Here is a 24510-nt window from a genome sequence, read left to right as displayed (position 1 = left end):
ATTCATCACGGATTTTCCCGTTCAACGCCAAGCCGACAGCTAGTCGGCGATCTTGGCTTTCGACAATATTTAACTCGGCGTTAACGCAGAAAAGGCAGACATAACACGGCTTACGTGTTAAAAAGTGTGATTAATATCAAATTTTAATAACAAAACAGACAATACAACCAACTCCGGATTTCCTTATGAAACTTGTCCTGAAACTCATTGCTGGCATCCTTGCCGGTCTCTTGCTCGGTCTCTACGCCCCTGAGTGGGTGGCGCGCGTGCTGTTTACGGCCAAGACAGTGATAGGTCAGCTGATCACCTTCACCATTCCGCTCATCATTCTGTTCTTTATCATGAGCGGTATCGCCAGCCTGCCGAAAAACTCCGGCAAGCTGCTGGGCAAAACCGTGGCCCTCTCCTACTGCTCCACCATTCTGGCGGGGCTGTTCGCCTTTACCGTGGCGAGCCACCTGATCCCGCAGTTCACCACCGCCGCCGAGCCCACCACGGCCACGGCTATCAAGCTCGCCTCCTACGTCAATCTGGAGATCCCGCCGCTGTTTGGCGTGATGTCGGCACTGGCCGCTGCCTTCGTGTTCGGCATCGGCATCAGCGCCACCCAGGCCACCGATCTGCGCCGGGTCGCCGATCAGGGTCGTGACATCATCGACCGCCTGCTGGCCAAGGTGATCATTCCGCTGCTGCCGTTCTACATCGCTGGCGTCTTTGTCGAGATGACGGTTGAAGGCACCGTATTCGCTACCCTGAAAACCTTCGGCGTGGTGCTGGTGATGGCGATCCTGATGCACTGGATCTGGCTATCCGTGCTGTTCGTGGGTACCGGTCTGGCCCTTGGCCGCTCACCGGCCCAGCTGATCAAGAACATGCTGCCCGCCTACTTCACCGCGCTGGGGACCATGTCGAGCGCCGCCACCATTCCGGTCGCCCTGCAGTCGAGCAAGAACAACGGGGTGAGCGACGGTATCGCCAACTTCACCGTGCCCCTGTGCGCCACCATTCACCTCTGTGGCTCCACCATTACCCTGGTCACCTGTGCCACCGCGGTGATGTTCCTCTCCGAGCATCTGGCCATTCCGGGCATCGAGACCATGCTCCCCTTCATCATGATGCTGGGGGTGATCATGATCGCCGCACCGGGCGCGCCAGGTGGTGGCGTGATGTCGGCGCTGGGCCTGCTCACCTCCATGCTCGGTTTCGGTGAAGCCTCCATCGCCCTGATGATCGCCCTCTATCTGGCGCAAGACAGCTTCGGCACCGCCTGCAACGTCACCGGTGACGGCGTGATTGCCCTGTGGGCGGATCGCTTCGCCAACGGTAGCGAGAGCGCAGCTCCAGTGGCCGAGGCCGAACAGGCGTAAGCTCGCCGGGATAGCTCGACCATCCTCTGCAAAACCGCAGGCCCGAACCATGTTCGGGCCTGCGTCGTTTCTGCCACCTTCACTGCTTTTGTACGTATTCCTCCTCCCCCTCTTTACCCCCCTCTGCCGTAAACAGCACTGGCGCTACCCTCTGCATCAGACAAAATTATTGGCATATGCTACATATGAGCGTATAAATGGCTTATGCCAATTAGGAGCCACCATGCCAAGACCCAAAATTGCCCGCCAGATCTGTGGCCGCCCCGCCAACAGCTGCTTCAAACCCAACGGCCGCCCCATGCATCAGCTGGAACAGGTCACGCTGGCCCCTGACGAGTTCGAGGCACTGCGCCTCGTCGACCTTCAAGGAATGCAGCAGCAGCAGGCCGCGCTGGTGATGGGGGTTTCCCGCCAGACCCTGGCTAATATCCTGAAAAAAGGGCGCTACAAGGTGGTGGAGTGTCTGAGTCTGGGCAAAGCATTGATGATGCAACCCGCCGAGCCCGACCACCCAACCAGTGGAGAAGAGCCGACATGAATGCTGTCACAACCATGACCACCAACCCCAGCAACAGCGCCCTGATGCTGAGTCAGGGGCTGCTGGCTGGCCACTTTACCCGTGCCGAGCAGCTGCAAATTCTTAACCCCGAAGGGAGCGTCATCGCCACCCTGACCAACCCGGCCGTCGCCGAAGGCTGCCACGGCAAGCAAGCGCTGCTCGACGCCCTCGCCCATCATCAGGTGGGTCAGGTGGTGGTGCGCAATATCGGCGAGCGAATGCTAAGTCGCCTGCTGGCGGCCAATATCCGGGTGCTGCAGTGCCGCTCTGCCCGCCTGCCGCTGCCCGCGCTGCTGGCCCCCGCCAATCTGCAACCTCTCACCGAGGCCAGTCAGGGGCGTCCGTCTCGCCGTCATCAGAGCAAATCTGCGATCCGTGCCATCCAGCCCGTCGGCGCAGGCCAGAGTCATAGCCATTGTCATGGTGGTTGCAACAGTGGCTCCGATCACTGTTGCGCCAGTAGTGGCAATCAGGCAGAGAGCTCACGACAAGGCCATACTTGTTGCCACGGCAGTGAAGGCGCCAACCAGCAGGGTGGTTGCTGCCATCATCACTGATGCCATCGCTGTGCATGTCATCACCATCAAGGAGAAGAGATCATGTCCATCTGGTTGTTGAGCCTGCTCGCCTCGTTCGTGCTGATCCTGGCCATGGGCACCATCATCTGGTGGCGCCAATACCAGCTTGCCCAGAAGCGGGAAGATAAAGAAGTGCGCCCCTGTGGCTGCTCCAGCGCTTGCGCGGATCACCTCTATCAAATCAGCGAGCCGACGCCCAAACAGTAACCTGAGCGCAAACGCCATAGCCGCAGATAGAAGGTCGGCAAACTAAAGGCGCATTTAATAGAAAGACGTATAAAAGAGAGGGGGCACCTGTTGGTGCCCCCTCTCTATATTTATTCCTCGTCATGCTTGATCCGCCGTATTGCCCCTTAAGCTCATCACACACGCTCAACCCGGCTCGGCGCCGCTGGCCGCCACGCTCGCAGAGCAGGCCGGATCCTGATACTGCTGATAGATGGCATAAAACTCGGCCTTGTTGTGCAGGGCTGCGGCGACACAGGCGGGATCAAACTGGCTGCCAGCATGCTCCTCCAGATAGGCAAACGCCGTCTCGAACGGCCATGCCCTCTTGTAGGGGCGCTCGCTGGTCAGGGCATCAAACACATCGGCCACCGTCACGATGCGGGCCGCCAGCGGGATCGCCTCCCCCGCCAGCCCCAGCGGATAGCCGGTGCCGTCAAAGCGCTCGTGATGGCTGGCGATGATGTTGGTCAGCATATCGGTGTGATGAATGCCATCGAGACCAAACTCGTTGATCATCAGGCTGATCATCTCCCGCCCCTTGCCGGGGTGGATCTTCATGATCTCGAACTCTTCCGGCGTCAGCTTGCCCGGCTTGAGCAAAATGGCATCCGGCACCGCGATCTTGCCGATGTCGTGCAGCTCGGAGAAGAGGTAGATAAACTCCACCTCCTCATCGCTCAGCCCGCAAGTCGGGGCCAGCGTCTTGGCGATCAGCCGGGAGTAGGCCGACATCCGGTGCAGATGGTTGGCGGTCTCCTCATCCCGATAGCGGCTGAACTCCCGCGCCGTGGTCAACGCGCCGCCAAGGGTCTGGATGGAGAAAAACTCCACCGCAATGATGGCCGAGAGCGCCTGGGCATAGGCCGACAGCTCGCTGCGGATCGGCTCCTCGAAGTATCCCGGCTCCATGGCATCGCAAAACAGAAAGCCAAACAGCTTGCTGTTGAACAGCAGCGGCTCGGTATAGCTGGAGGCATAACCCGCCTCCAGCACCTTGCGGCTGTGCTCCGACGCCGAGCCACGCAGGGCATCGAGATTTCCGAGCACCCGGGGCTGCTTGTGCTCCGCCAGATAACTCAGGGAGGGAACATCGCTCAGCTTCACCTCATATTGCACCAGTGGCGAGGGCCCCTCTGTGCTGTGGGCAAAGGTCTTGAGCTGATCGGTATGCGGGTCATAAATCGCGATGGCTACCCGACTCAGCTTGTCAAAGCGCTGCCTGAGCGTGGCATGCACGCTCTGCATTTTTTCGCCAAATGAACTTTCCATCGCCTTCTCCAACGGGACCCCGTGATGGAAGTATAGTGACTCCCTTTGACGCTCTCCCCGCCACAGCGTCAAAATTGACAGAAAAATCAACAAAGCAGCTTCCCCACAACCAACCCGCATGGCAGAGGCAATAGCCCCACCAAGTGCACGCCATCACCGACTGCTGGTGCGGCCCAATCTTGCCTGGTCGGAGATATTGTTCGGTTCTGCCATGCTGGCTGTATAGTTTTTGGTTAACCATTCCGGTAAAATCCGCGCCCTTAAAGAAGAGCCACCTAAGAGTGATTGAGCGATGTCCAACACAAAACAGGCCCCCAAAGTAGGATTCGTCTCCTTGGGTTGCCCCAAAAACCTGGTCGATTCAGAACGCATCCTGACCCAGCTGCGTACCGAAGGGTACGACGTGGTGCCCAGCTATGACGATGCGGAGCTGGTGGTGGTCAACACCTGCGGCTTTATCGACAGCGCGGTGCAAGAGTCACTGGAAGCGATCGGCGAAGCGCTGGCCGAGAACGGCAAGGTGATCGTCACCGGCTGCCTTGGCGCCAAAGAGAACCAGATCCGCGAGATCCACCCCAAGGTGCTCGAGATCACCGGCCCCCACGCCTATGAAGAGGTGCTGGGTCACGTCCACAAATATGTGGAGAAGCCGCAGCACAACCCCTTCACCAGTCTGGTACCGGCCCACGGCGTCAAGCTGACCCCGCGCCACTACGCCTATCTGAAGATTTCCGAGGGCTGCAACCACCGCTGCACCTTCTGCATCATCCCCTCCATGCGCGGGGATCTGGTGAGCCGCCCCATCGGCGACGTGCTGGCAGAAGCCAAGCGCCTGAAAGAGGCGGGCGTGAAGGAGCTGCTGGTGATCTCCCAGGACACCTCCGCCTACGGCGTCGATGTGAAACACCGCACCGGTTTCTACGACGGCATGCCGGTCAAGACCAGCATGGTCGCCCTGTGCGAAGAGCTGGCCAAGCTCGATATCTGGGTGCGTCTGCACTACGTCTACCCCTACCCGCACGTAGATGACGTCATCCCGCTGATGCGCGATGGCAAGGTGCTGCCCTACCTCGATATTCCGTTGCAGCACGCCAGCCCGCGCATCCTGAAACTGATGAAGCGCCCGGGTACCGTCGAGCGCACCCTGGAGCGGATCCAGAAGTGGCGCGAAATCTGCCCGCAGATCACCCTGCGCTCCACCTTTATCGTCGGCTTCCCGGGCGAGACCGAGGAAGATTTCCAGATGCTGCTGGACTTTATCGACAAGGCAGAGCTGGATCGCGTCGGCTGCTTCAAATACAGCCCGGTCGAAGGGGCGCTGGCCAACGAGCTGGCGGACCCGGTGCCGGAAGAGATTCAGGAAGAGCGCTTCCAGCGCTTTATGGAGCTGCAACAGCAGGTCTCCATCCGCAAACTGGCCCGCAAAGTGGGTCAGGAGATGACCGTTATCATCGACGAAGTGGACGAAGAGGGTGCCACTGGCCGCTCCTTCGCCGATGCGCCGGAGATCGACGGTCTGGTCTACCTCAACGGCGAAACCGGCCTCAAGCCGGGCGATATGGTCAAGGTGCGGATCGACGAATCCGACGAATATGACCTGTGGGCCAGCCTGATCAGCTAATTGAGGCCTTACCAGCCAAATGAAAAAAGCGCCTGCGGGCGCTTTTTTATTGGCTGAATGTCGCAGGCAAAACCGCTGGCCTAGCTCAAATCATGGAGCGCCTTGCCAAGGGGCGGCGTGAGGCGCAAGTCAGAGAAGCGCACCGCCAGCCCCTGCCGCTCCGGCGTGCAGCACATCACCCCGATAAAGCAGCGCTCGCTTGGCGGGAACGGGGCGAGGCGCAGCAGCGGCCACACCTTGCCATCGGTGGAGTATTGCAAACGCAGGCAATCGGCCAGCCGGGTCAGCCGCAGCCAGAAGCGGCGCGGATTGCCGGTAAAAATACCGGTGGCCCAGTCAGAGCGCGGATTGGTCAGCACGCTGCCGATCATCGGCTGGGCATCGTTGTACTCGATCCCCGCTTTCAGCCAGTGCGCCTCGTCTTGCAACAGCATCAGCCCCGCCTGATCGTAGAGGGTGGTGAACTCCCCCTCGACGCAGACCTGAAAGGTAAACTCCCCCGCCACCTCGCAACCATAGAGATGCCCACTGTGGCGCTCGAAGCCATACCAGGTGCTGCGCCAAAAATCGGTCTGCTGGTCCGTGACTACCTGTAAACCATCGTCTGTCTGGTGCCACCGGGCCGGTTCATTGAGCCAGCGCCATTGTTGCCCTTCCATCATCCTGCTTTGCTCCCTTATCGCGCGTAATCCCGCACGGATGTGGCTCGCCAACGCCTCGTCCGGTCACGGCAGGTTATGGCTGCGCCTCTGCGGAATCCATAAAAGGAGTCAATAGTGTCGCTATTGCCGTCCCGATACAAGGTTTGTGCGTTGCGCCATCAGTGCTCCCAAAAAGCGCGGGGGGCCTGATGGCCCCCCGCAAACACACCGGATGAGAAAATGCCTTACTTGGCGGCGCTATCCTTCACGCACTTCTGGACAAAGCTGTTCTTGGCCGCGCCAGCCAGCTTCTTGTCGGCCGCCGCCTTCTCGCACTTGGCCGCCGGATCGATTGCCGCGCCCGTCTTCACGCACTTCTGGATAAAGCTGTTCTTGGCCGCACCGGCCAGCTTCTTGTCGGCGGCCGCCTTCTCGCACTCGCCGGTCGCGGCGCCAGCGGCATCTTTCACACACTTGCCGACAAAGCTGGTTTTAGCGGCGCCGTTAAGCTTTTTGGCGGCAGCCTGCGCCTCGCACTGCAACTGGGCTGCGTCGTTGGCAAAGACCGGATTGGCCAGCAGCACGCTGCCGCAGAGCAGGCCGAACAGGAGTAACCGTTCACCGGGACGGTGTTGACAGCACCAACTCCTCCGGGAACGGGTAGTCGGTTTTCTCGATGCAGGACCTGACAACTGCCCTCAGCCACTCCTGCGGGCAGCGGCCCAATCGCTTGGCCGTCTCCACCAACGATAGGATACGCTGCCTGAACTGCTCGCCTCGATGCGACCAGACGCCATAGCTTCCCTTGCGCCACAGCACATAGCCACGCAGCGCCCGCTCCGCTTCATTGTTGGTCAGCGCTATCTCATCGTTTTCCATAAAACGCCATAGCATCTCATCGTCCTTGAGCAGTAACTGGCAGCGCCCACGGTAGCGCTTGGAACACAGTACACTGCCCCGCTCCAGCTGCCTTCGCCAGCTTTGCCGACATCGCTGCAACCTTCGCTGGTACTGCTCCCGGCTTAAGCAGCCTTGTTCATAGCCATGCCGGGTTCTGAACACCGTGTCAGCCAGCAGTACCAGCCGGGCTCCGATAGGCTGGTTGACGGCGTCGCTACTCTCGGCAATCGCCGCCACGTTGCGCAGCACATGCGCCCAGCACAGTTGGCGCTGGGCGCTGTCGATGAAGCGGTATCCCGCATACTGGTCGGTCACCAGCACCCCATCAAGCTCACTGCCCAGCAACCGCTTCGCTGCCTCCTGACCGCGGCCAAACGCCGTCATGAAGCAGACCGCGACCTTGCTCAGGGCCAGCCACATCCAGCGTCGCTCACCGCCCCGCTGGTGCCGGGTTTCATCGGCATGGATGATGGCGGCAGACTGCACTTGCTGTTTGATGGCTTGGTGGGTCGGGGTGAGCATGGCGCTGACCCGGCCTTGCGCTTCACTGATGGCGCCTCGGCTAAAGCTCAAACCGAAGTGCTGCTTGAGCTGCTGCTGTATCTTGCTGATGCTCTGGTGGAACTGACCACTCTGCAAAGCGATATAGCTCAGCAGATTAGCCCCCATCTGGCTGTGGCTCACCGTATCGGGCAGGGCTGCTTCACTGGTGATGACGCACCCACGGCAGGTGCCCCGATACAGCTGATGCTCTGTCACCACATAGCTGACCTCGGGCAGGTCAAACACCTGATGAACCCGGTAGGGCTTGTCATGGGACACCACCTGCTCACCACAGCAGGCGCACTGCCGGGCAGGATAGTGTGGTATTGCCGTCAGTCGGTCGTCCTCAGGATGACGTTCACGCCGCTGCCCCTTGTGGCCAGGCTGGGCACCACGAGCCTTGCCGGAAGCGGGGCGCTTGCGCGCAGGCGGGGTCCCCGAGCCATCAGTGGAGGGGGGCTTGGAGGAGTTATTGCTGTTTTGGTTGAGGCGGTCTTCAAGCTCGGCGATGCGCGCCATCAGCTTGTAAATCAGCTCGTTGGCTTGCTCGAGGGTCAGCGGCAGGCCGGGTGGTGGCGTAATGGGTTTGCTCATGACGTGATGGTGCCAAGCTGGCGGGATCAGGCAAGGGGCAACAGTGGATCAAGGGATGATCGTCTCACTTTTTCCTGTCAATGCCATCTGGGTGAACAGTTACGAACAGGATGGTACGCTTCATGGGAGATATCCTCTCTATCAGGTGATGTGTTTGCATGGTCATATTTGCATGGCGATGTGTTGCAAATAGCTGTGATTGCAACAGCTGATTGTTGCCGCAGATCCCCCGCCTCGCCAGCTTGGGAGCGGAGCACAGAGCAACCATCGCCCGCACTATAGCGCCGATTGGCAGAGCGGGATGCCCCCCGCCAGCCCCTCCTCAGCGGCAAGCCAGCCCTATTCCTTCCTGCCACGCCCGCCAACCCCAATAGCATCAAGGGCCATGGGAATCCTGCCTCCGGTCACTGTCTTTTATTGAGCCAGCGCAAAAAATCAGTCATTACTGACACTTACATCACTTTTTGACTGGTACGGCCAGATTCGACTGGCTTAACATAGCCATCCGGTGCCTATTCATCTGCGATGGGCTGCTGCCCTCGCTGGTCAATGGAGCATTTTGGAAGCTGTAATCCACGGGCGGTAGCGTGGTGTTTGGTAGCGTTACGCCTCCCCAAAAAGGTGGGTGTCTCAGATTTCCCTATAGCGCGACTAGCAATAATTACTTACTTACTTACCATCACTCTGAACGCAAAAAAATAAATACCCCATGCGTTAAATCCCCACGTCATTCAGTTAACGCGAGCACCAAATAAATCTAACGCAAAATTTACATAAAAAACAACTCTGAGATTTAACAAAATGAAAAAAATAACTCAAAAACAACGAGAGCGGGATGTTCGAAGAGTTTTAAAGCAGCGATTCAATTTTAAAAGAAAAAACAAGCAGTTTAGAAATGACGATTCATTCATCAAGCATAAAAGAGATATCCAGTGGAAGGAACTAAACGCATGGATTAATAGTGAAAAGAACAATGGCCTTTCCGTTAAAGATTGCAAAACTAAAAGACAAAAAAAACAAAATATGATCGCCATTGAATTACCTCAAGAAATGGATTTCGAGAGTAATTATGACAAAACTGTACAGTCATTAACTGCAATAAGAAGGCTAGTTGAACTATTAGACGCCTATAAAGGCTGTAAATTGCCTGTTAGAGCATATAAAATTGGCACCGTCATTTTTGATAAGTTAACAAAAATTTCAACATCCGCAGCCCTTGTACTAACAGCTGAGATATCAAAATGGGACTCGTCAATTATTAAAAGATTAAAACCACAAGAGGATGGATGGCAAGAAAATATATATGATAATTTTTTCCAATTAGGTTTTTTTGAACTATTTGAAAATAAACCTAAAAAACCACATACAGGAAAGAATACGCCTTCTCACCTCAATTTCGTTAAATACTTCAAAGGTGACTGTTCCGATAGCGAAAAAGCAAGAAAAAATAAAGTAGAACTCAGAACACAAATTTCTGAACTTGTGGGTTCAAAAGTTCCAAAATGGACAATTTTACATAGCGGATTATCTGAAGCAGTTACTAATGTTACACATCATGCATACCCAGATAATTTCGAAAAAAATGATAAATCATGGTATTTAACTGGTTCATATAACACCAATACAAAAGAGATGATGATTTCATTTTTTGATCAAGGAGTCGGAATTCCAAACTCCTTGCCTGATTCAAAAATATGGGAAAAAGTGCTCTCATATTTTGCATCAACCGGAGTATCTATTGCAGAGCAAAAAAAACATGAGACTTTATTAAAAGCCGCCGTTAGTTTAGATCGCACTAGAACTGGGCAAAATGATAGAGGAAAGGGTCTGCAAGACCTGCTTGAATTTATTAGGCAACGAGCGGAAGGCTCGCTTTCCATAATGAGCTACCATGGCGCATACGAATGCAACGTAATAGCAGGAAAAGAGCATGTTAGTACAGCAAGCTTTTCAAGGCCATTATGTGGTACACTAATAACGTGGTGTGTGACACTAAATGATTAATTACGAGGTTAATATGTGCACCATTTATATTGGAAATCAGTTTCATAACGATCCATCAGGTAGATATTATACTGATGGTGATGGCTCTGGCGAAGAGTTTAGAGAAGAGGTTTTAAGACCTTTACTTGAGTGCAAGAGCATTGATAAAATCACAATAAACATTTCGCGTAATGTGGAAGGTTATGGCTCATCATTTCTTGTTGAGGCATTTGGAGGGTTAATCAAATATGGTTATTTTAAATCTAACTTTGTTGATAACAAGATAGAACTATCTGTCGATGAAGAAGACTTAGATGATTACTCATTCTACAAAGATAGAATCTTAGAATATATTAGAAGTGCAAAATTCAACTCACAGAAATATATATCAACAAAAAACAAGGCCATTGAGGAAAAAACATTTAAAGGCATAATCGACAAAACATTTGTAGAAGGATTTATTAAAAATGCTACAAAGTAGTCATATGCTTTCGACCACTGACAAGCTTTTACAAAACTACAATGCCTTAGCTATACCGTCATCAGATGCTAAGGCATGTAATAGCTTGGTTTATAGTTTTTCAGAACCATCTACATTTTATAGCCTCGAACGAATTAACAGTACTGTTAGTTCAATCCCTGACGGCTCTTATCCTCTAACTATTTTATCTGCAGTTTTAGGCGCTCTAGTGGCTGCTATTGCAGCCTTTTTATTTAATATCGCATACTGGAGAAAGTTAAATAAGGAAAACTTCAAGTCTCATTACGCAAATATATGTCTAGAGCACTTGACAACATTTGAAAAGGCAGCGCTGCAATATTGGATAAGTAATAAAACCAATGAAAACGCTCAAGAGATGCAACTACTAGAAGTTAAGATACGCTCAACCTTTATCGTACTTAAAAGTAGCCTAGATAATCTTTCCAACGTTGTAGTTGACCCCGCCGACAAAGCAAGTATATCCACATTCACAACCACAATATTCGATGTTGCAACAGGTGGAAATTTTGAAAGCTCAGTCAAAAAGACAGAACGAAACACGTGTCTAAAAATATCAAAGGAATGTTCTAAAATCATGACCGTAATATTAAGGCACTCACAAAAAACACTATAAAACTATATCTACCACAACAAATAACCCTGCCTAATATAGCAGCCTCGCATCACTCACACTGACGCACCAGAAATAATGTATCTAGGCAACATATCTTTCTGAGCCAGTTATTGCCTGATTGGCTCACATATTATCCATCCTATCCCAAAGGCATAAAAAAACCCGTTGCCGGGTTTTTTTATTTCTATCGGTTATCTAAGCTCAGCTACTTACCCCACCAAAAACGCCCTTAACCGGGCAAACTCCGCAGGCAAATTAACAGAAAGCAGCGGCAGCTCGGCGTGCTTGGCGAGCGGGCCGGGTAGCGGCACATCGAGATGCAAGATCTCGTCCACCGACTCCTTGAACTTGGCGGGATGGGCGGTGCAGAGGAACACCCCCACTTCGTCCTCGGCCAGCTGTTCCCCCAGCAGATCCCAGGCTATGGCGCCGTGGGGCTCACAGAGGTAATCCAGCTGATGCAGCCGTTTAAGGGCAGCGCGAGTCTGGGCATCGTCACGCATGCCGGAGCCTAAGGTCTCCAGCGCCCAGCCCTTGCGACGGCAGAGCTCTTCTACCCGTGGCCAGTTGTTGGGGCGGCTGACATCCATGGCGTTCGACAGGGTGGCTACTGTCTGGTGCGGCTCCCACTGACCGGTTTTCAGATAGCGCGGCACGGTATCGTTGGCGTTGGTGGCGGCGATAAAGCGCTTCACCGGCAGCCCCAGCGCCTTGGCAATCAGCCCCGCAGTGAGGTTGCCAAAGTTGCCGGACGGCACGCTGATCACCGCCTTGGCGCGGGAGGCTTTCGGCAGCTGGGCCACCGCTTCGAAGTAGTAGCAAACCTGCGCCAGCAGACGGCTGATATTGATGGAGTTGGCGGAGTTGAGGCCAATGGCCTTTTTCAGCTCCTCGTCGTCAAAGGCCTGTTTTACCAGCGCCTGACAGGCATCGAAGTCGCCATCGATGGCGATGGTGCGGATATTGCCGCCGAGGGTGCAGAAGAGCTTCTCCTGCAAGGGGCTGATCTTGCCCTTGGGATAGAGGATCACCACCTCGATCCCCTCCAACCCGTAGAAGGCGTGGGCCACGGCGGCGCCGGTGTCGCCGGAGGTGGCGGTGAGGATGGTGATCTTGTCGTTGGTGCGAAACGCCGCGAGACACTGAGCCATAAAGCGGCCGCCGAAATCCTTGAACGCCAGGGTCGGGCCGTGGAACAGCTCAAGGGCATAAGTGCCATCTTTGAGTTTCACCAGCGGCGCCGGGAAGGTGAAGGCGGCGTTGATAAGCTCGCTCACTTTCGCTGCGGGCACTTCGTCCCCCAGCAGGTGACTCAGGATGCGGGCAGAGCGTTCGGCCAGCGGCAGATCGAGCAGGGCATCCACATCGGCGAGCGGTTCGAGTTGTTCGGGGAAGAAGAGCCCTTGTTCGCGACCCAAGCCCTGACGCACCGCCTGCGCGAAGCTCACCTGTTCGCTGTTGTCCTTGATGTTGTAGAGATTCATAGCTCGCTTCCTGTTACCCGTGCCCCGGCCATGTCCAGTTTGCAGACCCGGGCAAATCCATCTTCGTTCTGCACGAAATGTGCTTCCATCCAATCCTTCATCCGCTCGGCCTGCGCCAGATCCTTCATCACCACAAACACGGTGGGGCCGGAGCCGGAGATGCCGGTAGCCAGCGCCCCGTTCTGGGCCGCCTGCGCCCGCACCTCGGCAAAGCCTTCGATCAGCGCCGCGCGGTAGGGTTCGGCAATCACGTCTTTCAGTACGCTCGCCGCCAATCCCTCCTGTCCGGTGTAGCTGGCGTGGACAAAGGCAGCCAGACGGCGGCCATAGGTGAGGCAATCCTGACGGCGATATTGGGCCGGCAGAATGGCGCGGGCGGCAGCGGTCGAAACTACGGTACCCGGGTAGCAGACCACCCAGTACCACTGATCGAACACCGGAATGCCCTGACTGATAACGCCGTGCTCTTCCAACACCAGCTGCATGCCGCCCAGATAACAGGGGGCCACGTTGTCGTAGTGAACGGAGCCGGAGATGCGCCCCTCCATCTCCCCCATCAGCAGCAGCATGTCGTGCTCATTGAGGGGCTCGCCGTGAAAGGCGTTGAGCCCTTCAAGGGCCGCCACCACGCTGCAGGCGCTGGAACCCAGACCAGAGCCCACCGGCAGGTTCTTCTCCAGCACCATTTCGAGCGGCTTGAGTTTAAGGCCGCGCTTTTCCAGCGCCTCGCCATAGGCGACCCAGCAGTCATGGAGGATATTCTTTTTCGGATCGTCCGGCAGCTTGTGGGCGTAGCGGCCCACAGAGGACAGCGCAAACGGCACGTCAGCCGCTTTTACCTGCACCCGATCGCCGAGCAGAGAGCCATCCACGGGGGCGAGCGCCGCCCCCAGTACATCGAATCCCACGCTCAGGTTGGCGCTGGAGGCGGGTGCATAGGCGACTACGCTGCCGCCTTCAGTCATATAAGAGGGGTACATGTCTGAACTCATGCTTATAGCTCCTGCTTCCAGTTCTGGGTGCGCAGCACGTCGGCAAAGACGCCAGCGGCAGTCACTTCGGTACCGGCGCCATAGCCGCGCAGCACCAGCGGGATTGGCTGGTAGTAGGTGGAGAAGAAGGCGAGCGCGTTCTCCCCGTCTTTGACCTTGAACAGCGGCTCGTCGCCACCGACCGCCTTGATGGCGACCTTGCACTTGCCACCCTCGATGGAACCCACGTAGCGCAGCACCTTGCCTTCACGCTGGGCCGCGGCGAACTGGTCGCGGAACCAGCCGTCCGCTTCGGGCAGGCGGGCCATAAAGGCTTCTACATCGCCGCTCACATCAAATCCGGGCGGCAGCGCCTGCTCGACTTCGACATCGGAGAGCTCCAGCGCCATGCCAGCCTCACGAGCCAGAATGAGCAGCTTGCGCGCCACATCCATGCCGTTGAGATCGTCGCGGGGATCCGGCTCGGTAAAGCCGTTGCTGCGGGCAATCTTGGTAGCTTCAGAGAAGGCCATCCCTTCATCCAGCTTGCCGAAGATAAAGGAGAGCGAACCGGACAGAATGCCGTCGAAAGCACGCAGCTTGTCACCGGCCTTGATAAGGTTCTGCAGGTTCTCGATAACCGGCAGGCCCGCGCCGACGTTGGTTTCATAGAGGAACTTACGGCGAGTCTGGCGGGCGGTGCGACGCAGCGCCTTGTAGTAATCGAGCGAGCCGGTGTTGGCCTTCTTGTTCGGAGTCACCACGTGGAAACCGGCGGCGAGGAAGTCGGCATACTGGACGGCCACCGCCTCGGAGGAGGTGCAGTCAACGATCACCGGGTTGATAATGTGGCTATCTTCCACCAGCTTTTTCACCCCTTCCAGCGAGAAGCTGTCGCGGGCTTCCGCCAACTGTTCACGCCAGTTGGCGAGGTTCAGGCCATCCTTGTTGACCGCCATCTGGCGACTGTTGGCGATGCCCACTACCCGCAGACCAGTGCCCTGCTCGGCCAGTACCGGCTGCTGGCGGGCAATCTGATCCACCAGCGCGGCACCGACGCCACCGACACCGACCACAAACAGATCGATAAACTGCTGGCTGCCAAAGAAGTTCTGGTGGCACGCCTTGATGGCTTCCGCCACCTTGCGATCCCGCACTACCGCCGAGATGGAGCGCTCGCTGGAGCCCTGCGCAATGGCGACGATATTGATGGAGGCTTGCGCCAGCGAGGTGAAGAAGCGGGCCGCCATCCCCTTGCTGGTGCGCATGCCGTCACCGATGAGGGAGATGATCGCCAGATCGCTGATGATATCCAGCGGCTCCAGCAGCTGGTTTTTGAACTCCAGCTCGAACTCGCGCTCCAGCACCTTACGGGTCTTCTCACTGTCGTAGCTGTGGATACAGAAGCTGACGCTGTACTCGGAAGATGACTGGGTGATCAGCACGATACTGACCCCGGCGCGGGAGACGGCTGAGAAGATGCGACCGGCCATGCCGACCATCCCCTTCATGCCGGGGCCGGAGACGTTGAACATGCACATGCCGGAAAGATCCGAGATGGCCTTCACTTTCAGGTCATCGTCGCCGCTCTCGGGGCCGATCAGGGTGCCCGGCCCCTGCGGGTTGAAGCTGTTCTTGATGAGGCAGGGAATATGGAACTGGGCCACCGGCGCGATGGTTTTCGGGTGCAGCACCTTGGCGCCGAAGTAGGAGAGCTCCATCGCCTCCTTGTAGGAGAGGGTTTTCAGCAAGTAGGCATCCGGCACCAGACGGGGGTCACAGCTGTAGCAGCCTTCGACATCGGTCCAGATCTCGCAGCACTCGGCATCGACACAGGCGGCCAAGACGGCTGCGGAGTAGTCGGAGCCGTTGCGGCCCAGCAGCACAGTCTCGCCCTTGTCGCTGCCACCGGTAAAGCCCGGCATCAGGTAAAGACAGTCGCGGCGCAGCCCCTTGGCGGCAAAGCGCAGGCGAGAGGCTTCGATATCGACATGGGCTTCCAGATAGCCACCGTCGGTGGCCAGCAGCTCTTCCGGTACGATCAGCTCCAGATCCAGACCGCGCACCCGCAGCAGCTCGTGCATAAAGGCGATGGAGAGGTTCTCGCCACGGCTCAGAATGCGTGCCTGCACGTTGTCCGGGCAGAGGCCCAGCAGACGGATGCCCTGCATCAGCCGCTCCACCTGATCCAGCTCGGCGGTGAGGCGGGCCAGCAGCGCCTTGTCATCGAGCGCCGGATAGGCCGCCTTCAACCCGGCCAGCAGACGGGAGAAGATGCCGTTGACTTCAAACAGGGTGGAACTGGCATCCATGCCGCGGCTGGTCTGCTCGACCAGCGCCACCAGATGATTGGTCACCTTGGCAGGTGCAGAGAGCACCAGGGCTACCTGAGATTGGCCGTGGGTGTTGACCGCGATATCGGCCACCCGTAAAAAACGCTCTGCATCGGCCAGTGAAGACCCGCCAAATTTCAACACTCTCATCGCTTTCTCTCCCTGTAAATCTATGAAATTCAATCTAAAAACCAATCCAACAAAAAGGCCCGTACTGGGTGGGTACGGGCCTTTTCTGATTTCTGTGCTTGTTCGTCAGCGCATCAACCGGCCCCAGTGCCACCTGTGGTGGTACCGGTAATAATGGTGGTGGTGATGACGTTGGTGAATAACTGCATGACGAACACTCGTTGACGAAGCTGGCTTTTAGCAATACCGCGCCGGGCGATGGGCTGTCAACTTAAACCTCTTTGCCAAGTTTGCGCGCAAGGTCTTTGCAGAGCAGGTGGAGCATGTTCAAATCCCGCTGCGGCAGCATGGGCACCCGGTCCATCACCCATTGATGCAGTTTTTCATCCTGCGAAACTCCGAGTTCACCCAGCAATTCTGCTGTTTTGCTTTTCAGCACCCGAACCTGCCCGGCGTTATCAAAATTTTCTGCTACCGCAGCGCCGCCGTCGGCGTTCAGCTCATCCATCAGCTGACTCATCTCGTAGGCGTAGAGCATGATCGCCTGCCCCAGATTGAGGGAGGGGTAGCTCACCTTGAGGGGCAGATAGCTGATGAGATCGACCTCGGCCAGCTGCTCGTTGGAGAGCCCCGACTCCTCGCAGCCAAAAACGATGGCCACCTTGTCGAGGGAAGGCTTGCTGCGGATCTGCTCGCGGATCTCCCCCGGGGTGAGGTAGTGCTGGTAACGACCGCGCTCACGGGCGGTGGTGGCGATCACCAGATCCATGTCGGCCAGCGCCTCGGGCAAAGTCTCGAACGCTTCGGCCTGAGTCAGGATCTCCTGGGCGCCGTGGGCCACCCAGCTCGCCTCCTCCTCTTCGTGTACCCGGCTCGCCACCAGTCGCATGGCATCGAATCCCATGGTTTTCATGGCGCGGGCAGCCGCCCCCACATTCGCAGGTCGGGCAGGTGCCACCAGGACAAAATAGAGCTTCATCGGGTTTCCTCACAGGCCGGACGGCCTCTCAAACAGACAGCAAACAGTCGCTAAACCATCACCAAAACAGGGGCGCAATCTACCGTTTATCCCCGAAAATTGCCACTTGAACAGACGTTTGAATGTTGCGATAGTGGCCTGACGTGTGAACAAATTACACCCAATCCTTCGCGCTATCGGCCCGACAGATCACAAGGAAGAGAGAGATGCAGCAGCCATTGGAACAGGCCGTCGCCGAGACTATCCTGCAACGCTTCGAGTCGTTTTACAGCCGGTTTCTCGAGATAACCCAGGGCAGCAAGAGCCGCTTCGAGAACAGTGACTGGCTGGGGGTACAGCTCGCCGGGCGCGAGCGTATTCGCCTCTATGACCACCATGTGGGGGCCACCGCCAGCTCCATTCGCCAGATGATGGGGGAGCACCACGCCACTCAGGAGCTGCTCAAGCGGGTCAAAAGTGCCTTCAGCGATCTGCTGCCCCGTTGTGACAACTTCGAGGTGGCGGAGTCCTTCTTCAACTCCGTCTATCGCCGGATCTTTCGCCATCGCAATATCCGCGACGAGAACCTCTATATCCACCCCTTTGTCAGCCGTGGCGAAAAACCGGACCTGAGCGCCCTGCTGCGGATCTATCGCACCGATCTGGCCCACTTGCCGCAGACCCTGAGCCAACTTTTGGGAGATTACAGCTTCACCCTCCCCTACGAGGACAAGCAGCGGGATATTGTCGACATCCACCGCCATCTTGCGGAGAACGGCCCACAAATCCTCCATGATGAGCCCTTTGCCATCGAGCTGCTCAAAGAGGTGTTCTACCGCAACAAGGGGGCCTATCTGGTGGGGCTGATCCGGGCCCGGGATCAGGTCTTCCCGTTTATCCTGCCCCTGCTCAGCACCGGCCACAGCATCTATGTGGATACCGTCATCTTCGAGCCGGATCTCGCCTCCATCGTGTTTGGTTTCGCCCGCGCCTATTTCATGGTCTATGCCCGCGAACCGGCGCTGTTTGTCGCCTTCCTGCGCCAGATCATGCCCCACAAGCCCGATTACGAGATCTACAACGCCATCGGCTGCCAAAAACATGGCAAGACCGAGCTCTATCGCCACTACCGCCACCATCTGGCACAGAGTCGGGATCAGTTCATCATCGCTCCCGGCATCAAGGGGATGGTGATGAGCGTGTTCACCCTCCCCTCCTACGATGTGGTGTTCAAGGTGATAAAAGACGAGTTCACTCCCCCGAAGGATGTGAGCCACGAGCAGGTGAAAGCAAAGTACCGGCTGGTTAAACAGCACGATCGGGTTGGCCGGATGGCCGATACCCAGGAGTTCACCAACTTCGAGTTTCCGCTGGACCGCATCTCGCCCGAGCTCCTTGCCGAGCTCAAGACGGTGGCACCCTCGGCCCTCACCATCAGTGACGACAAGCTGGTGATCAAGCACCTCTACACCGAGCGCAAGATGATCCCCCTCAACCTCTATCTGGACAAGGCGGACGAGCAGCAGACCCGCCTCGCGCTGGAGGAGTACGGCAACGCCATCAAGCAGCTGGCGGCGGCCAACATCTTCCCGGGGGACATGCTGTTCAAGAACTTTGGCGTCACCCGTCACGGCCGGGTGGTGTTCTACGACTACGACGAGATCTGCTACATGACGGAGTGCAACTTCCGCCAGATCCCGCCGCCTCGCTACCCCGAGGATGAGTGGAGCGCCGAACCCTGGTATTCGGTGGCCCCCAACGACATCTTCCCCGAGGAGTTCGCCACCTTCCTGCTGCAAAAGCCGCAGGTGCGGGAGATCATGCTGCAACTGCACAAGGAGATGTTCGACGCCAACTACTGGAAGATGCTGCAGAGCAACATCAAGGTGGGGGTGTTCGAGGATGTCTATCCCTACCGGCGCAAGAAGCGCTTCAAGTACCAGCGCGGCGGCTGATCCCGCAGCGCCCGCGCACATCGCAGCAACGAAAACGGGGTGGCCAGTGCCACCCCGTTTTGCTATCCGCTTTGCGCCTTAACTGCCGCGACGGCGGATCACCCCCTCCTGCATGGTGCTCGCCACCAGCACGCCGTCACGGGTAAAGAACTGACCGCGCACCAGACCGCGACCGCTGCTGGCGCTCGGGCTGTCTACCACGTAGAGCAGCCAGTCGTCGAAGCGGAAATCCCGGTGGAACCACATGGAGTGATCGATGGTGGCCACCTGCATATCCGGCTCCCAGTACGACACCCCGTGCGGCTGCAGCGAGGTGAGCAGGAAGTTGAAGTCGGAGGCGTAGGCCAGCAGGTATTTGTGCACCCGCAGATCGTCCGGCATCTGACCGTTGGCCTTGAACCAGACGTGACGCACCGGGTCCTGCACCGTCGGCCGAATAGGGTCGACCAGGGTCACCGGGCGCATCTCGATGGGCTGCTCGCAGAGGATCTTGTCCCGCAGGGAAGCCGGGATCAGGTTCTCGTAGGGGCGCACCAGCTCAAGCTCGCTCTTGAGCTCTTCCGGCGGGGTGATGCCGGTGGGCATCTGCGCCTGATGCTCGAAGCCGTCGGCCGGCACCTGAAACGAGGCGTTGAGATAGAAAATGGGCTTGCCGCCCTGAATCGCCTTGACCCGGCGGGTGGAGACGGTCTGGCCGTCACGGATATTCTCCACGTCATAGACGATGGGACGGGTCACATCCCCCGGACGCAGGAAGTAGGAGTGAAAACTGTGAACCTGACGGCCGGTCTCGACCGTCTGCTTGGCGGCTGACAAGGCCTGCCCCATTACCTGTCCACCAAACACGGCCCGCAGACCGAGATCCTGGCTCTGGCCCCGAAACAGGCCCTCCTCGATTTTTTCCAGCGCCAGCAACGCCAGCAGCTCATCAAGTACCTTGCTCATCGTTCACTCCTCTATCAGAGCCGCACAGGCTAACAAGCTCACCGGAGCAGAGCAACCGCAGCGGCGAGTCTGCGGGCAAACAGACGACAGAAATTCCCCTCAATTTCTCACCAACCCCCCTTTTACCAGCCAGGGGGGTTGATACAAAAAGGCCCGCACCAGTTGGTGCGGGCCTTTGCTTGGCCGACTGCGCGCTCTTTGACGAGCACGCAGTTCGCAACGGGTTGTCGGCTTACTTGCTGCCGGTACCGGAATTGCGGGTAGAGGCTTGCGGCTTGCGACGGGCGGTGGTGGCGCGGGCACGGGGCTCTTTGCCCTGCATCTCTTTGTGACGCTGTACGGCGCGACGGATCTGGGCGGCCTGCTTGTGACGGCTGGTTTTGCCATCCTGCTGCAGATCGACCTTGGATTCGGTCTCCGGCGGCAGGTTGACCAGACCGCGCAGGTAGTTCACTTCCGGCAGTTTCAGCTCTTGCCAGCCGCCGCGCGGGATGCCGCGGTCCAGCTTGACGTCGCCGTAGCGGATCCGCATCAGGCGGCTCACCTGCACTTCCTGGGATTCCCACAGGCGGCGCACTTCACGGTTGCGTCCTTCGGTCAGGGTGACGTTGAACCACTGGTTCAGACCCTCACCGCCAGCCGGTTTGATCTTGTTGAACTTGGCGGTGCCATCTTCCAGTTGCACGCCCTTGCGCAGACGCTGCAGCATGGCTTCGGTGATTTCGCCAAAGACACGTACCGCGTATTCCCGCTCCACTTCGTGGCTCGGGTGCATCAGACGGTTGGCCAGCTCACCGTCGGTAGTGAACAGCAGCAGACCTGAGGTGTTGACGTCGAGGCGGCCGACCGCAATCCAGCGGGCCCCTTCCATCTTGGGCAGACGATCAAACACGGTGGGACGACCTTCCGGATCGTGACGGGTACACATCTCCCCTTCCGGCTTGTGGTAAGCCAGTACGCGGCAGATCACTTCCTCTGCGGCACGGGTCTTGACCTGGTGACCATCCACCCGGATCACGGCGTTCACTTCGACGCGATCCCCCAGTGTGGCGACCTTGCCATCCACACTGACCCGACCTGCGGTGATCAGGGCCTCCATCTCACGACGGGAGCCGTGACCCGCGCGGGCCAACACTTTTTGCAGTTTTTCACTCATCGGGGTTACCTGATTGTTGATCGCTGCCCACTGGTGAAAGGGGCAACGGGGTTAACTGTAACAAACGCCGGTTGGAGCACTCGCCACAGTTGAAAAATGTATATCTCGGTGAAATCGGTACACTTGGGCGCCATTCACCGGGCATCGCTCTCCCCGTCCACCGCAGAGGGCAACAGGGGTTGCAGCTCCGGATCCAGCTCGGGGAGCTGCTCCAGACTCTGCAGATTAAAGTAATCCAGAAACTCTCTGGTGGTGGCGAGCAGCTCGGGGCGACCTGCCACCTCTTTGTGGCCAATGCTGCGCACCCAGCCACGCTCTTTCAGGGTATTCACTATCTGGCTCGACACCGCCACCCCGCGGATCGCTTCTATCTCGGCCCGGGTGATGGGTTGGCGATAGGCGATCAGGGTCAGCGTCTCCATCACGGCGCGCGAATAACGCGGCGCCCGCTCGCTCCAGAGCCTTGAGAGCTCCTCGGCATACTCCTGACGCGCCTGAAAGCGCCAGCCGGAGGCGACCTCTTTGAGTTCGACGCCTCGCGAGCTGTAATCTTGCCTGATCTCGGCCAACAGCAGCTGAACATAGCGACTGGTCACCGGATAATCCGCCAGCACGCTGCTTTTCAGTTCGCTGACATTGAGCGGACGACCGGCCACAAACAGCGCCGCTTCGATCAGGGTCTTGAGTCGTTCAGTGGGCAGCGCCACGGTTGCCCTCCTCGCTCTGCTCGGCCAATGCGAAATGGATTGGGCCAAGGGGTTCTGCCTGCAGGATCCAGATCAGTTGTTCCTTGCACAACTCCAGCAGGGCCAGAAACGTCACCAGTACCCCCATGCGCCCCTCTTCGGCGCGCAGCACCTGCTCAAGGCGCAGGGTCTGCCCCAGCGTGAGCATGGCGAGGATCTCCGCCATGCGCACCCGGGTCGGGATCTGTTCGCGGCGGATCTGGTGATGCTCAAAATGAGTCGCGCGTTTTACCACACTTTGCATGTAAAGGGCGAGCTCAACCAGCGAAACATCGGGCGCCAGTGGCTTGAGGGCGCCAAAATCGGGGGGCAAGGCCGCGGCGATATAAATCTCCCGCTCCACCCGTGGCAGCTCATTGACCCGCTCCGCCCCTACCTTATAGCGCTCGTACTCCTGCAGGCGGCGAATAAGAGTAACACGGGGATCTTCCCCCTCCTCTTCGTCCTCCAGCTCCGGCGCCTTGGGCAGCAGCAGGCGGGATTTGATCTCCGCGAGCCAGGCCGCCATCAGCAGGTATTCGGCCGCCAGCTCAAGGTTGAGCCCCTGCATCAGCTCCACGTACTCCATGTACTGGGCGGTGATCTGCAGGATCGGCAGGTTGAGGATATCGAGCTGCTGGCGCCGGATAAGGTAGAGCAGCAGATCGAGCGGCCCCTCGAAGGTATCGAGGAACACCTCCAGCGCATCGGGCGGGATGAACAGGTCCTGAGGCAGCTCGTGATAGGGCTGCCCCAGGACTTTCGCGATGGGTAGCGCGGCGCCAGTCCCCGTCTCGGCGGAAGGAACTGTCACCGGTTCAGCGACATCACTCAAACGGAGTCGGGTCTCCGGCGCCGCGACGACGCAATACCGGCTCGTCGTCAGAGAAATCGACCACAGTGGTGGGCTGCTCACCCAGATAACCGCCGTTGACCACCAGATCGATCTGCTTGCCCAGCTTGTCGAAGATCTCTTCCGGATCGAACTCAGCCATTTCAGAGTCCGGGAGGATCAGTGTGGTGGAGAGCAGCGGCTCTCCGAGTGCTTCCAACAGCGCCTGGGCAATCTTGTTGTCCGGCACCCGGATGCCGATGCTCTTTTTCTTCTCGTTCATCAGGCGGCGCGGCACCTCTTTGGTCGCCTTGAAGATGAAGGTGTAGGCGCCCGGGGTGTTGTTCTTGATCAGGCGAAACGCGCTGTTGTCGACCTTGGCGTAGGTGGAGATCTCGGAGAGATCGCGGCACACCAGGGTGAAGTCGTGGTTGGCGTCGAGGCGACGGATGCGGCAGATGCGCTCCAGCGCGCCCTTGTCACCCATCTGGCAACCCAGCGCATAACCGGAGTCGGTCGGATAGACGATAACGCCGCCGTTCTGGATGATCTGTACCGCCTGACCGATCAGACGGGCCTGGGGGTTTTCCGGATGTACGTAAAAATGCTGACTCATAGCTTGTTCTCGCAATGGGGGCAGCAATACCTGCCCGCTCGTATGGTCACGGGTCAAAGACCCATGACACTACCTTAACCTGTTTGTGGCTGCTTCGCTGGCGCCGTTACCGGCTCGCCAGCAGCTCGGCATGTTGCTCGGTGGTGAGCCCAAAGTGACCGGGATAGGCAAGCCAGACGGGCATCCCCTCTTTGGGCAGCCAGAGGTGGCGGCCCAACTCGGTCCAGTTGGAGGGGAAGTGAAAATCCGATCCCACCGAGATATAGAGGTCGTGATCCTTGGCCCACTGGCCCAGATTGGCCCGCTCCTGCGGGCTCTGCTGAGGCAATGAGACTTCCATGGCATCGCCACCGGCCGCCTTGAAGGCCACCAGCAGCCGCTTGATCCACTTGGCGGTGAGATCGTAACGGCTGGGGTGGGCCAGCACCGCCAGCCCACCGGCGGCATGAATGGCCGCGATAGCTTCGCTCATCTCGGGCCACTCGGCCGGGGCATAGCCTTTATTGCCACGGCTCAGGTACTTTTTGAATACCTTCTGCATATTGTCGGCCACCCCGCGTGCCACCAGCACCCGGGCAAAGTGGGCGCGGGTCACGGCAGCGTCACCGGCGAGCGCCTTGGCCTCTTCATAGGTGCCGGGGATGAGGCACTTCTCCAGACGACGCCCGATTTCCAGTGCACGCGCCTCGCGACGGGCCAGCTGACCGGCCAGAAAGTCGGTCAGCTGCAGATTTTTTTCATCCACCCCCAGCGCCACGATATGAATTTCGTGATGCTCCCAGCCGGTGGAGATCTCGACCCCGCTCACCAGTCGCAGCGGCAGTTGCTCGGCTTCGATGGTGCGGCGCACCTCATCAAGCCCGGCGAGGGTGTCGTGGTCAGTAACTGCTAACACCTCGACCTGTTTTTCGGCGGCGCGGCGCACCAGTTCGGCAGGGCTCAGCACCCCATCGGAGGCAGTGGTATGGCAGTGAAGATCGAATCTCATCAGGTTATTCCGCTCTCGTG

At 57.9% G+C, this 24510-nt stretch carries 23 protein-coding genes; 9 read left to right on the top strand and 14 right to left on the bottom strand.

What is annotated here, in order from left to right:
• Positions 1-185: 185 nt before the first annotated feature.
• The 4 genes from VF684_RS02690 to VF684_RS02675 all read left to right on the top strand — a co-directional run bounded on the left by VF684_RS02690 (position 186) and on the right by VF684_RS02675 (position 2711).
• Entirely contained in the window at positions 186-1367 is a 1182-nt protein-coding gene (locus VF684_RS02690; RefSeq protein ID WP_005359180.1) for a dicarboxylate/amino acid:cation symporter, read from the top strand.
• A 223-nt stretch (positions 1368-1590) separates the two neighbouring features.
• The gene (locus tag VF684_RS02685) at positions 1591-1905 is read left to right on the top strand and encodes a DUF134 domain-containing protein (RefSeq protein ID WP_440173666.1); all 315 of its coding nucleotides are present in this window, start codon (positions 1591-1593) and stop codon (positions 1903-1905) included.
• Positions 1902-2483 (top strand): NifB/NifX family molybdenum-iron cluster-binding protein, encoded by a 582-nt coding sequence (locus tag VF684_RS02680; protein WP_440173663.1) that lies wholly within the window; start codon positions 1902-1904, stop codon positions 2481-2483. The genes VF684_RS02685 and VF684_RS02680 overlap by 4 nt, the downstream gene beginning before the upstream one ends.
• 42 nt (positions 2484-2525) lie before the next feature.
• Positions 2526-2711: a hypothetical protein gene (locus VF684_RS02675; protein WP_128836170.1), complete on the top strand. Its 186-nt coding sequence runs from the start codon at positions 2526-2528 to the stop codon at positions 2709-2711.
• Positions 2712-2876: 165 nt separating this feature from the next.
• On the opposite strand, the gene VF684_RS02670 is transcribed toward VF684_RS02675, so the two are convergent.
• Positions 2877-4001 (bottom strand): HD-GYP domain-containing protein, encoded by a 1125-nt coding sequence (locus VF684_RS02670; protein WP_440173660.1) that lies wholly within the window; start codon positions 3999-4001, stop codon positions 2877-2879.
• Positions 4002-4293: 292 nt separating this feature from the next.
• On the opposite strand from VF684_RS02670, the gene rimO reads away from it, so the two are divergent.
• Positions 4294-5622, top strand: a complete 1329-nt coding sequence (rimO, locus tag VF684_RS02665) for a 30S ribosomal protein S12 methylthiotransferase RimO (protein ID WP_440173658.1) — start codon at positions 4294-4296, stop codon at positions 5620-5622.
• A gap of 80 nt (positions 5623-5702) precedes the next feature.
• Here rimO and VF684_RS02660 read toward each other — a convergent pair whose 3' ends face one another.
• The 3 genes from VF684_RS02660 to VF684_RS02650 form a co-directional block, all read right to left on the bottom strand.
• Positions 5703-6284: a DUF1349 domain-containing protein gene (locus tag VF684_RS02660; protein WP_440173656.1), complete on the bottom strand. Its 582-nt coding sequence runs from the start codon at positions 6282-6284 to the stop codon at positions 5703-5705.
• Positions 6285-6508: 224 nt separating this feature from the next.
• Positions 6509-6847 carry a hypothetical protein gene (locus VF684_RS02655; protein ID WP_440173654.1) on the bottom strand — a complete coding sequence of 113 codons (339 nt, stop codon included), beginning with the start codon at positions 6845-6847 and terminating at the stop codon, positions 6509-6511.
• 34 nt (positions 6848-6881) lie between these two features.
• Positions 6882-8300 carry an IS66-like element ISAs21 family transposase gene (locus VF684_RS02650; protein WP_279459176.1) on the bottom strand — a complete coding sequence of 473 codons (1419 nt, stop codon included), beginning with the start codon at positions 8298-8300 and terminating at the stop codon, positions 6882-6884.
• A gap of 801 nt (positions 8301-9101) precedes the next feature.
• Between VF684_RS02650 and VF684_RS02645 the strand changes: the two genes are divergently transcribed.
• Genes VF684_RS02645 through VF684_RS02635 form a run of 3 tightly spaced genes read left to right on the top strand, consistent with a single transcriptional unit; the run spans position 9102 to position 11398 of the window.
• Positions 9102-10304 (top strand): hypothetical protein, encoded by a 1203-nt coding sequence (locus tag VF684_RS02645; RefSeq protein ID WP_335841489.1) that lies wholly within the window; start codon positions 9102-9104, stop codon positions 10302-10304.
• A gap of 13 nt (positions 10305-10317) precedes the next feature.
• Positions 10318-10764, top strand: a complete 447-nt coding sequence (locus VF684_RS02640; RefSeq protein WP_101531749.1) for an STAS-like domain-containing protein — start codon at positions 10318-10320, stop codon at positions 10762-10764.
• Positions 10751-11398 carry a hypothetical protein gene (locus VF684_RS02635; protein ID WP_335841488.1) on the top strand — a complete coding sequence of 216 codons (648 nt, stop codon included), beginning with the start codon at positions 10751-10753 and terminating at the stop codon, positions 11396-11398. The genes VF684_RS02640 and VF684_RS02635 overlap by 14 nt, the downstream gene beginning before the upstream one ends.
• 209 nt (positions 11399-11607) lie before the next feature.
• Here the strand turns inward: VF684_RS02635 and thrC are convergent, their stop codons facing one another.
• The 4 genes from thrC to VF684_RS02615 form a co-directional block, all read right to left on the bottom strand.
• Positions 11608-12882: a threonine synthase gene (gene thrC / locus VF684_RS02630; protein ID WP_440173651.1), complete on the bottom strand. Its 1275-nt coding sequence runs from the start codon at positions 12880-12882 to the stop codon at positions 11608-11610.
• Positions 12879-13874: a homoserine kinase gene (gene thrB / locus VF684_RS02625; protein ID WP_335847952.1), complete on the bottom strand. Its 996-nt coding sequence runs from the start codon at positions 13872-13874 to the stop codon at positions 12879-12881. The genes thrC and thrB overlap by 4 nt, the downstream gene beginning before the upstream one ends.
• Positions 13875-13876: 2 nt before the next feature.
• Positions 13877-16336 (bottom strand): bifunctional aspartate kinase/homoserine dehydrogenase I, encoded by a 2460-nt coding sequence (thrA, locus tag VF684_RS02620; RefSeq protein WP_440173648.1) that lies wholly within the window; start codon positions 16334-16336, stop codon positions 13877-13879.
• Positions 16337-16586: 250 nt separating this feature from the next.
• On the bottom strand, positions 16587-17294 hold the full coding sequence (locus VF684_RS02615; RefSeq protein ID WP_139442019.1) for a tRNA/rRNA methyltransferase: 708 nt from the start codon (positions 17292-17294) through the stop codon (positions 16587-16589).
• Between the two features lie 206 nt (positions 17295-17500).
• Between VF684_RS02615 and aceK the strand changes: the two genes are divergently transcribed.
• Positions 17501-19228, top strand: a complete 1728-nt coding sequence (aceK, locus tag VF684_RS02610) for a bifunctional isocitrate dehydrogenase kinase/phosphatase (RefSeq protein WP_058059117.1) — start codon at positions 17501-17503, stop codon at positions 19226-19228.
• Positions 19229-19306: 78 nt separating this feature from the next.
• Here the strand turns inward: aceK and tesB are convergent, their stop codons facing one another.
• The 6 genes from tesB to rnm form a co-directional block, all read right to left on the bottom strand.
• Positions 19307-20173 (bottom strand): acyl-CoA thioesterase II, encoded by an 867-nt coding sequence (gene tesB / locus VF684_RS02605; protein ID WP_005338122.1) that lies wholly within the window; start codon positions 20171-20173, stop codon positions 19307-19309.
• Positions 20174-20405: 232 nt separating this feature from the next.
• Entirely contained in the window at positions 20406-21329 is a 924-nt protein-coding gene (rluB, locus tag VF684_RS02600) for a 23S rRNA pseudouridine(2605) synthase RluB (RefSeq protein ID WP_005347347.1), read from the bottom strand.
• A gap of 134 nt (positions 21330-21463) precedes the next feature.
• Positions 21464-22036 carry an SMC-Scp complex subunit ScpB gene (gene scpB / locus VF684_RS02595; RefSeq protein WP_005350230.1) on the bottom strand — a complete coding sequence of 191 codons (573 nt, stop codon included), beginning with the start codon at positions 22034-22036 and terminating at the stop codon, positions 21464-21466.
• A complete protein-coding gene (locus VF684_RS02590) occupies positions 22020-22889 on the bottom strand; it encodes a segregation and condensation protein A (protein ID WP_160880718.1) in 870 nt (289 codons plus the stop codon). Before VF684_RS02590 ends, scpB begins: the two co-directional genes overlap by 17 nt.
• Positions 22882-23502, bottom strand: a complete 621-nt coding sequence (locus VF684_RS02585) for an L-threonylcarbamoyladenylate synthase (protein WP_005338129.1) — start codon at positions 23500-23502, stop codon at positions 22882-22884. Before VF684_RS02585 ends, VF684_RS02590 begins: the two co-directional genes overlap by 8 nt.
• A 106-nt stretch (positions 23503-23608) precedes the next feature.
• A complete protein-coding gene (rnm, locus tag VF684_RS02580) occupies positions 23609-24490 on the bottom strand; it encodes an RNase RNM (RefSeq protein WP_440173644.1) in 882 nt (293 codons plus the stop codon).
• Positions 24491-24510: the final 20 nt, after the last annotated feature.

Origin of the sequence: Aeromonas sp. Lyrl_2 (genome assembly GCF_051948815.1) — a bacterium.
In the GTDB taxonomy this organism is placed as follows: domain Bacteria; phylum Pseudomonadota; class Gammaproteobacteria; order Enterobacterales; family Aeromonadaceae; genus Aeromonas; species Aeromonas veronii.
The sequence above is the reverse complement of the archived record's forward strand: the minus strand, read 5'-3'. Positions and strand labels throughout refer to the sequence as shown.

Bases quoted from the DNA above. Each gene is read 5' to 3' on its own strand.
- VF684_RS02690 (WP_005359180.1), top strand. From the start codon at position 186: ATGAAACTTGTCCTGAAACTCATTGCTGGCATCCTTGCCGGTCTCTTG.
- VF684_RS02685 (WP_440173666.1), top strand. From the start codon at position 1,591: ATGCCAAGACCCAAAATTGCCCGCCAGATCTGTGGCCGCCCCGCCAAC.
- VF684_RS02680 (WP_440173663.1), top strand. From the start codon at position 1,902: ATGAATGCTGTCACAACCATGACCACCAACCCCAGCAACAGCGCCCTG.
- VF684_RS02675 (WP_128836170.1), top strand. From the start codon at position 2,526: ATGTCCATCTGGTTGTTGAGCCTGCTCGCCTCGTTCGTGCTGATCCTG.
- VF684_RS02670 (WP_440173660.1), bottom strand. From the start codon at position 4,001: ATGGAAAGTTCATTTGGCGAAAAAATGCAGAGCGTGCATGCCACGCTC.
- rimO (WP_440173658.1), top strand. From the start codon at position 4,294: ATGTCCAACACAAAACAGGCCCCCAAAGTAGGATTCGTCTCCTTGGGT.
- VF684_RS02660 (WP_440173656.1), bottom strand. From the start codon at position 6,284: ATGATGGAAGGGCAACAATGGCGCTGGCTCAATGAACCGGCCCGGTGG.
- VF684_RS02650 (WP_279459176.1), bottom strand. From the start codon at position 8,300: ATGAGCAAACCCATTACGCCACCACCCGGCCTGCCGCTGACCCTCGAG.
- VF684_RS02645 (WP_335841489.1), top strand. From the start codon at position 9,102: ATGAAAAAAATAACTCAAAAACAACGAGAGCGGGATGTTCGAAGAGTT.
- VF684_RS02640 (WP_101531749.1), top strand. From the start codon at position 10,318: ATGTGCACCATTTATATTGGAAATCAGTTTCATAACGATCCATCAGGT.
- VF684_RS02635 (WP_335841488.1), top strand. From the start codon at position 10,751: ATGCTACAAAGTAGTCATATGCTTTCGACCACTGACAAGCTTTTACAA.
- thrC (WP_440173651.1), bottom strand. From the start codon at position 12,882: ATGAATCTCTACAACATCAAGGACAACAGCGAACAGGTGAGCTTCGCG.
- thrB (WP_335847952.1), bottom strand. From the start codon at position 13,874: ATGAGTTCAGACATGTACCCCTCTTATATGACTGAAGGCGGCAGCGTA.
- thrA (WP_440173648.1), bottom strand. From the start codon at position 16,336: ATGAGAGTGTTGAAATTTGGCGGGTCTTCACTGGCCGATGCAGAGCGT.
- VF684_RS02615 (WP_139442019.1), bottom strand. From the start codon at position 17,294: ATGAAGCTCTATTTTGTCCTGGTGGCACCTGCCCGACCTGCGAATGTG.
- aceK (WP_058059117.1), top strand. From the start codon at position 17,501: ATGCAGCAGCCATTGGAACAGGCCGTCGCCGAGACTATCCTGCAACGC.
- tesB (WP_005338122.1), bottom strand. From the start codon at position 20,173: ATGAGCAAGGTACTTGATGAGCTGCTGGCGTTGCTGGCGCTGGAAAAA.
- rluB (WP_005347347.1), bottom strand. From the start codon at position 21,329: ATGAGTGAAAAACTGCAAAAAGTGTTGGCCCGCGCGGGTCACGGCTCC.
- VF684_RS02585 (WP_005338129.1), bottom strand. From the start codon at position 23,502: ATGAGTCAGCATTTTTACGTACATCCGGAAAACCCCCAGGCCCGTCTG.
- rnm (WP_440173644.1), bottom strand. From the start codon at position 24,490: ATGAGATTCGATCTTCACTGCCATACCACTGCCTCCGATGGGGTGCTG.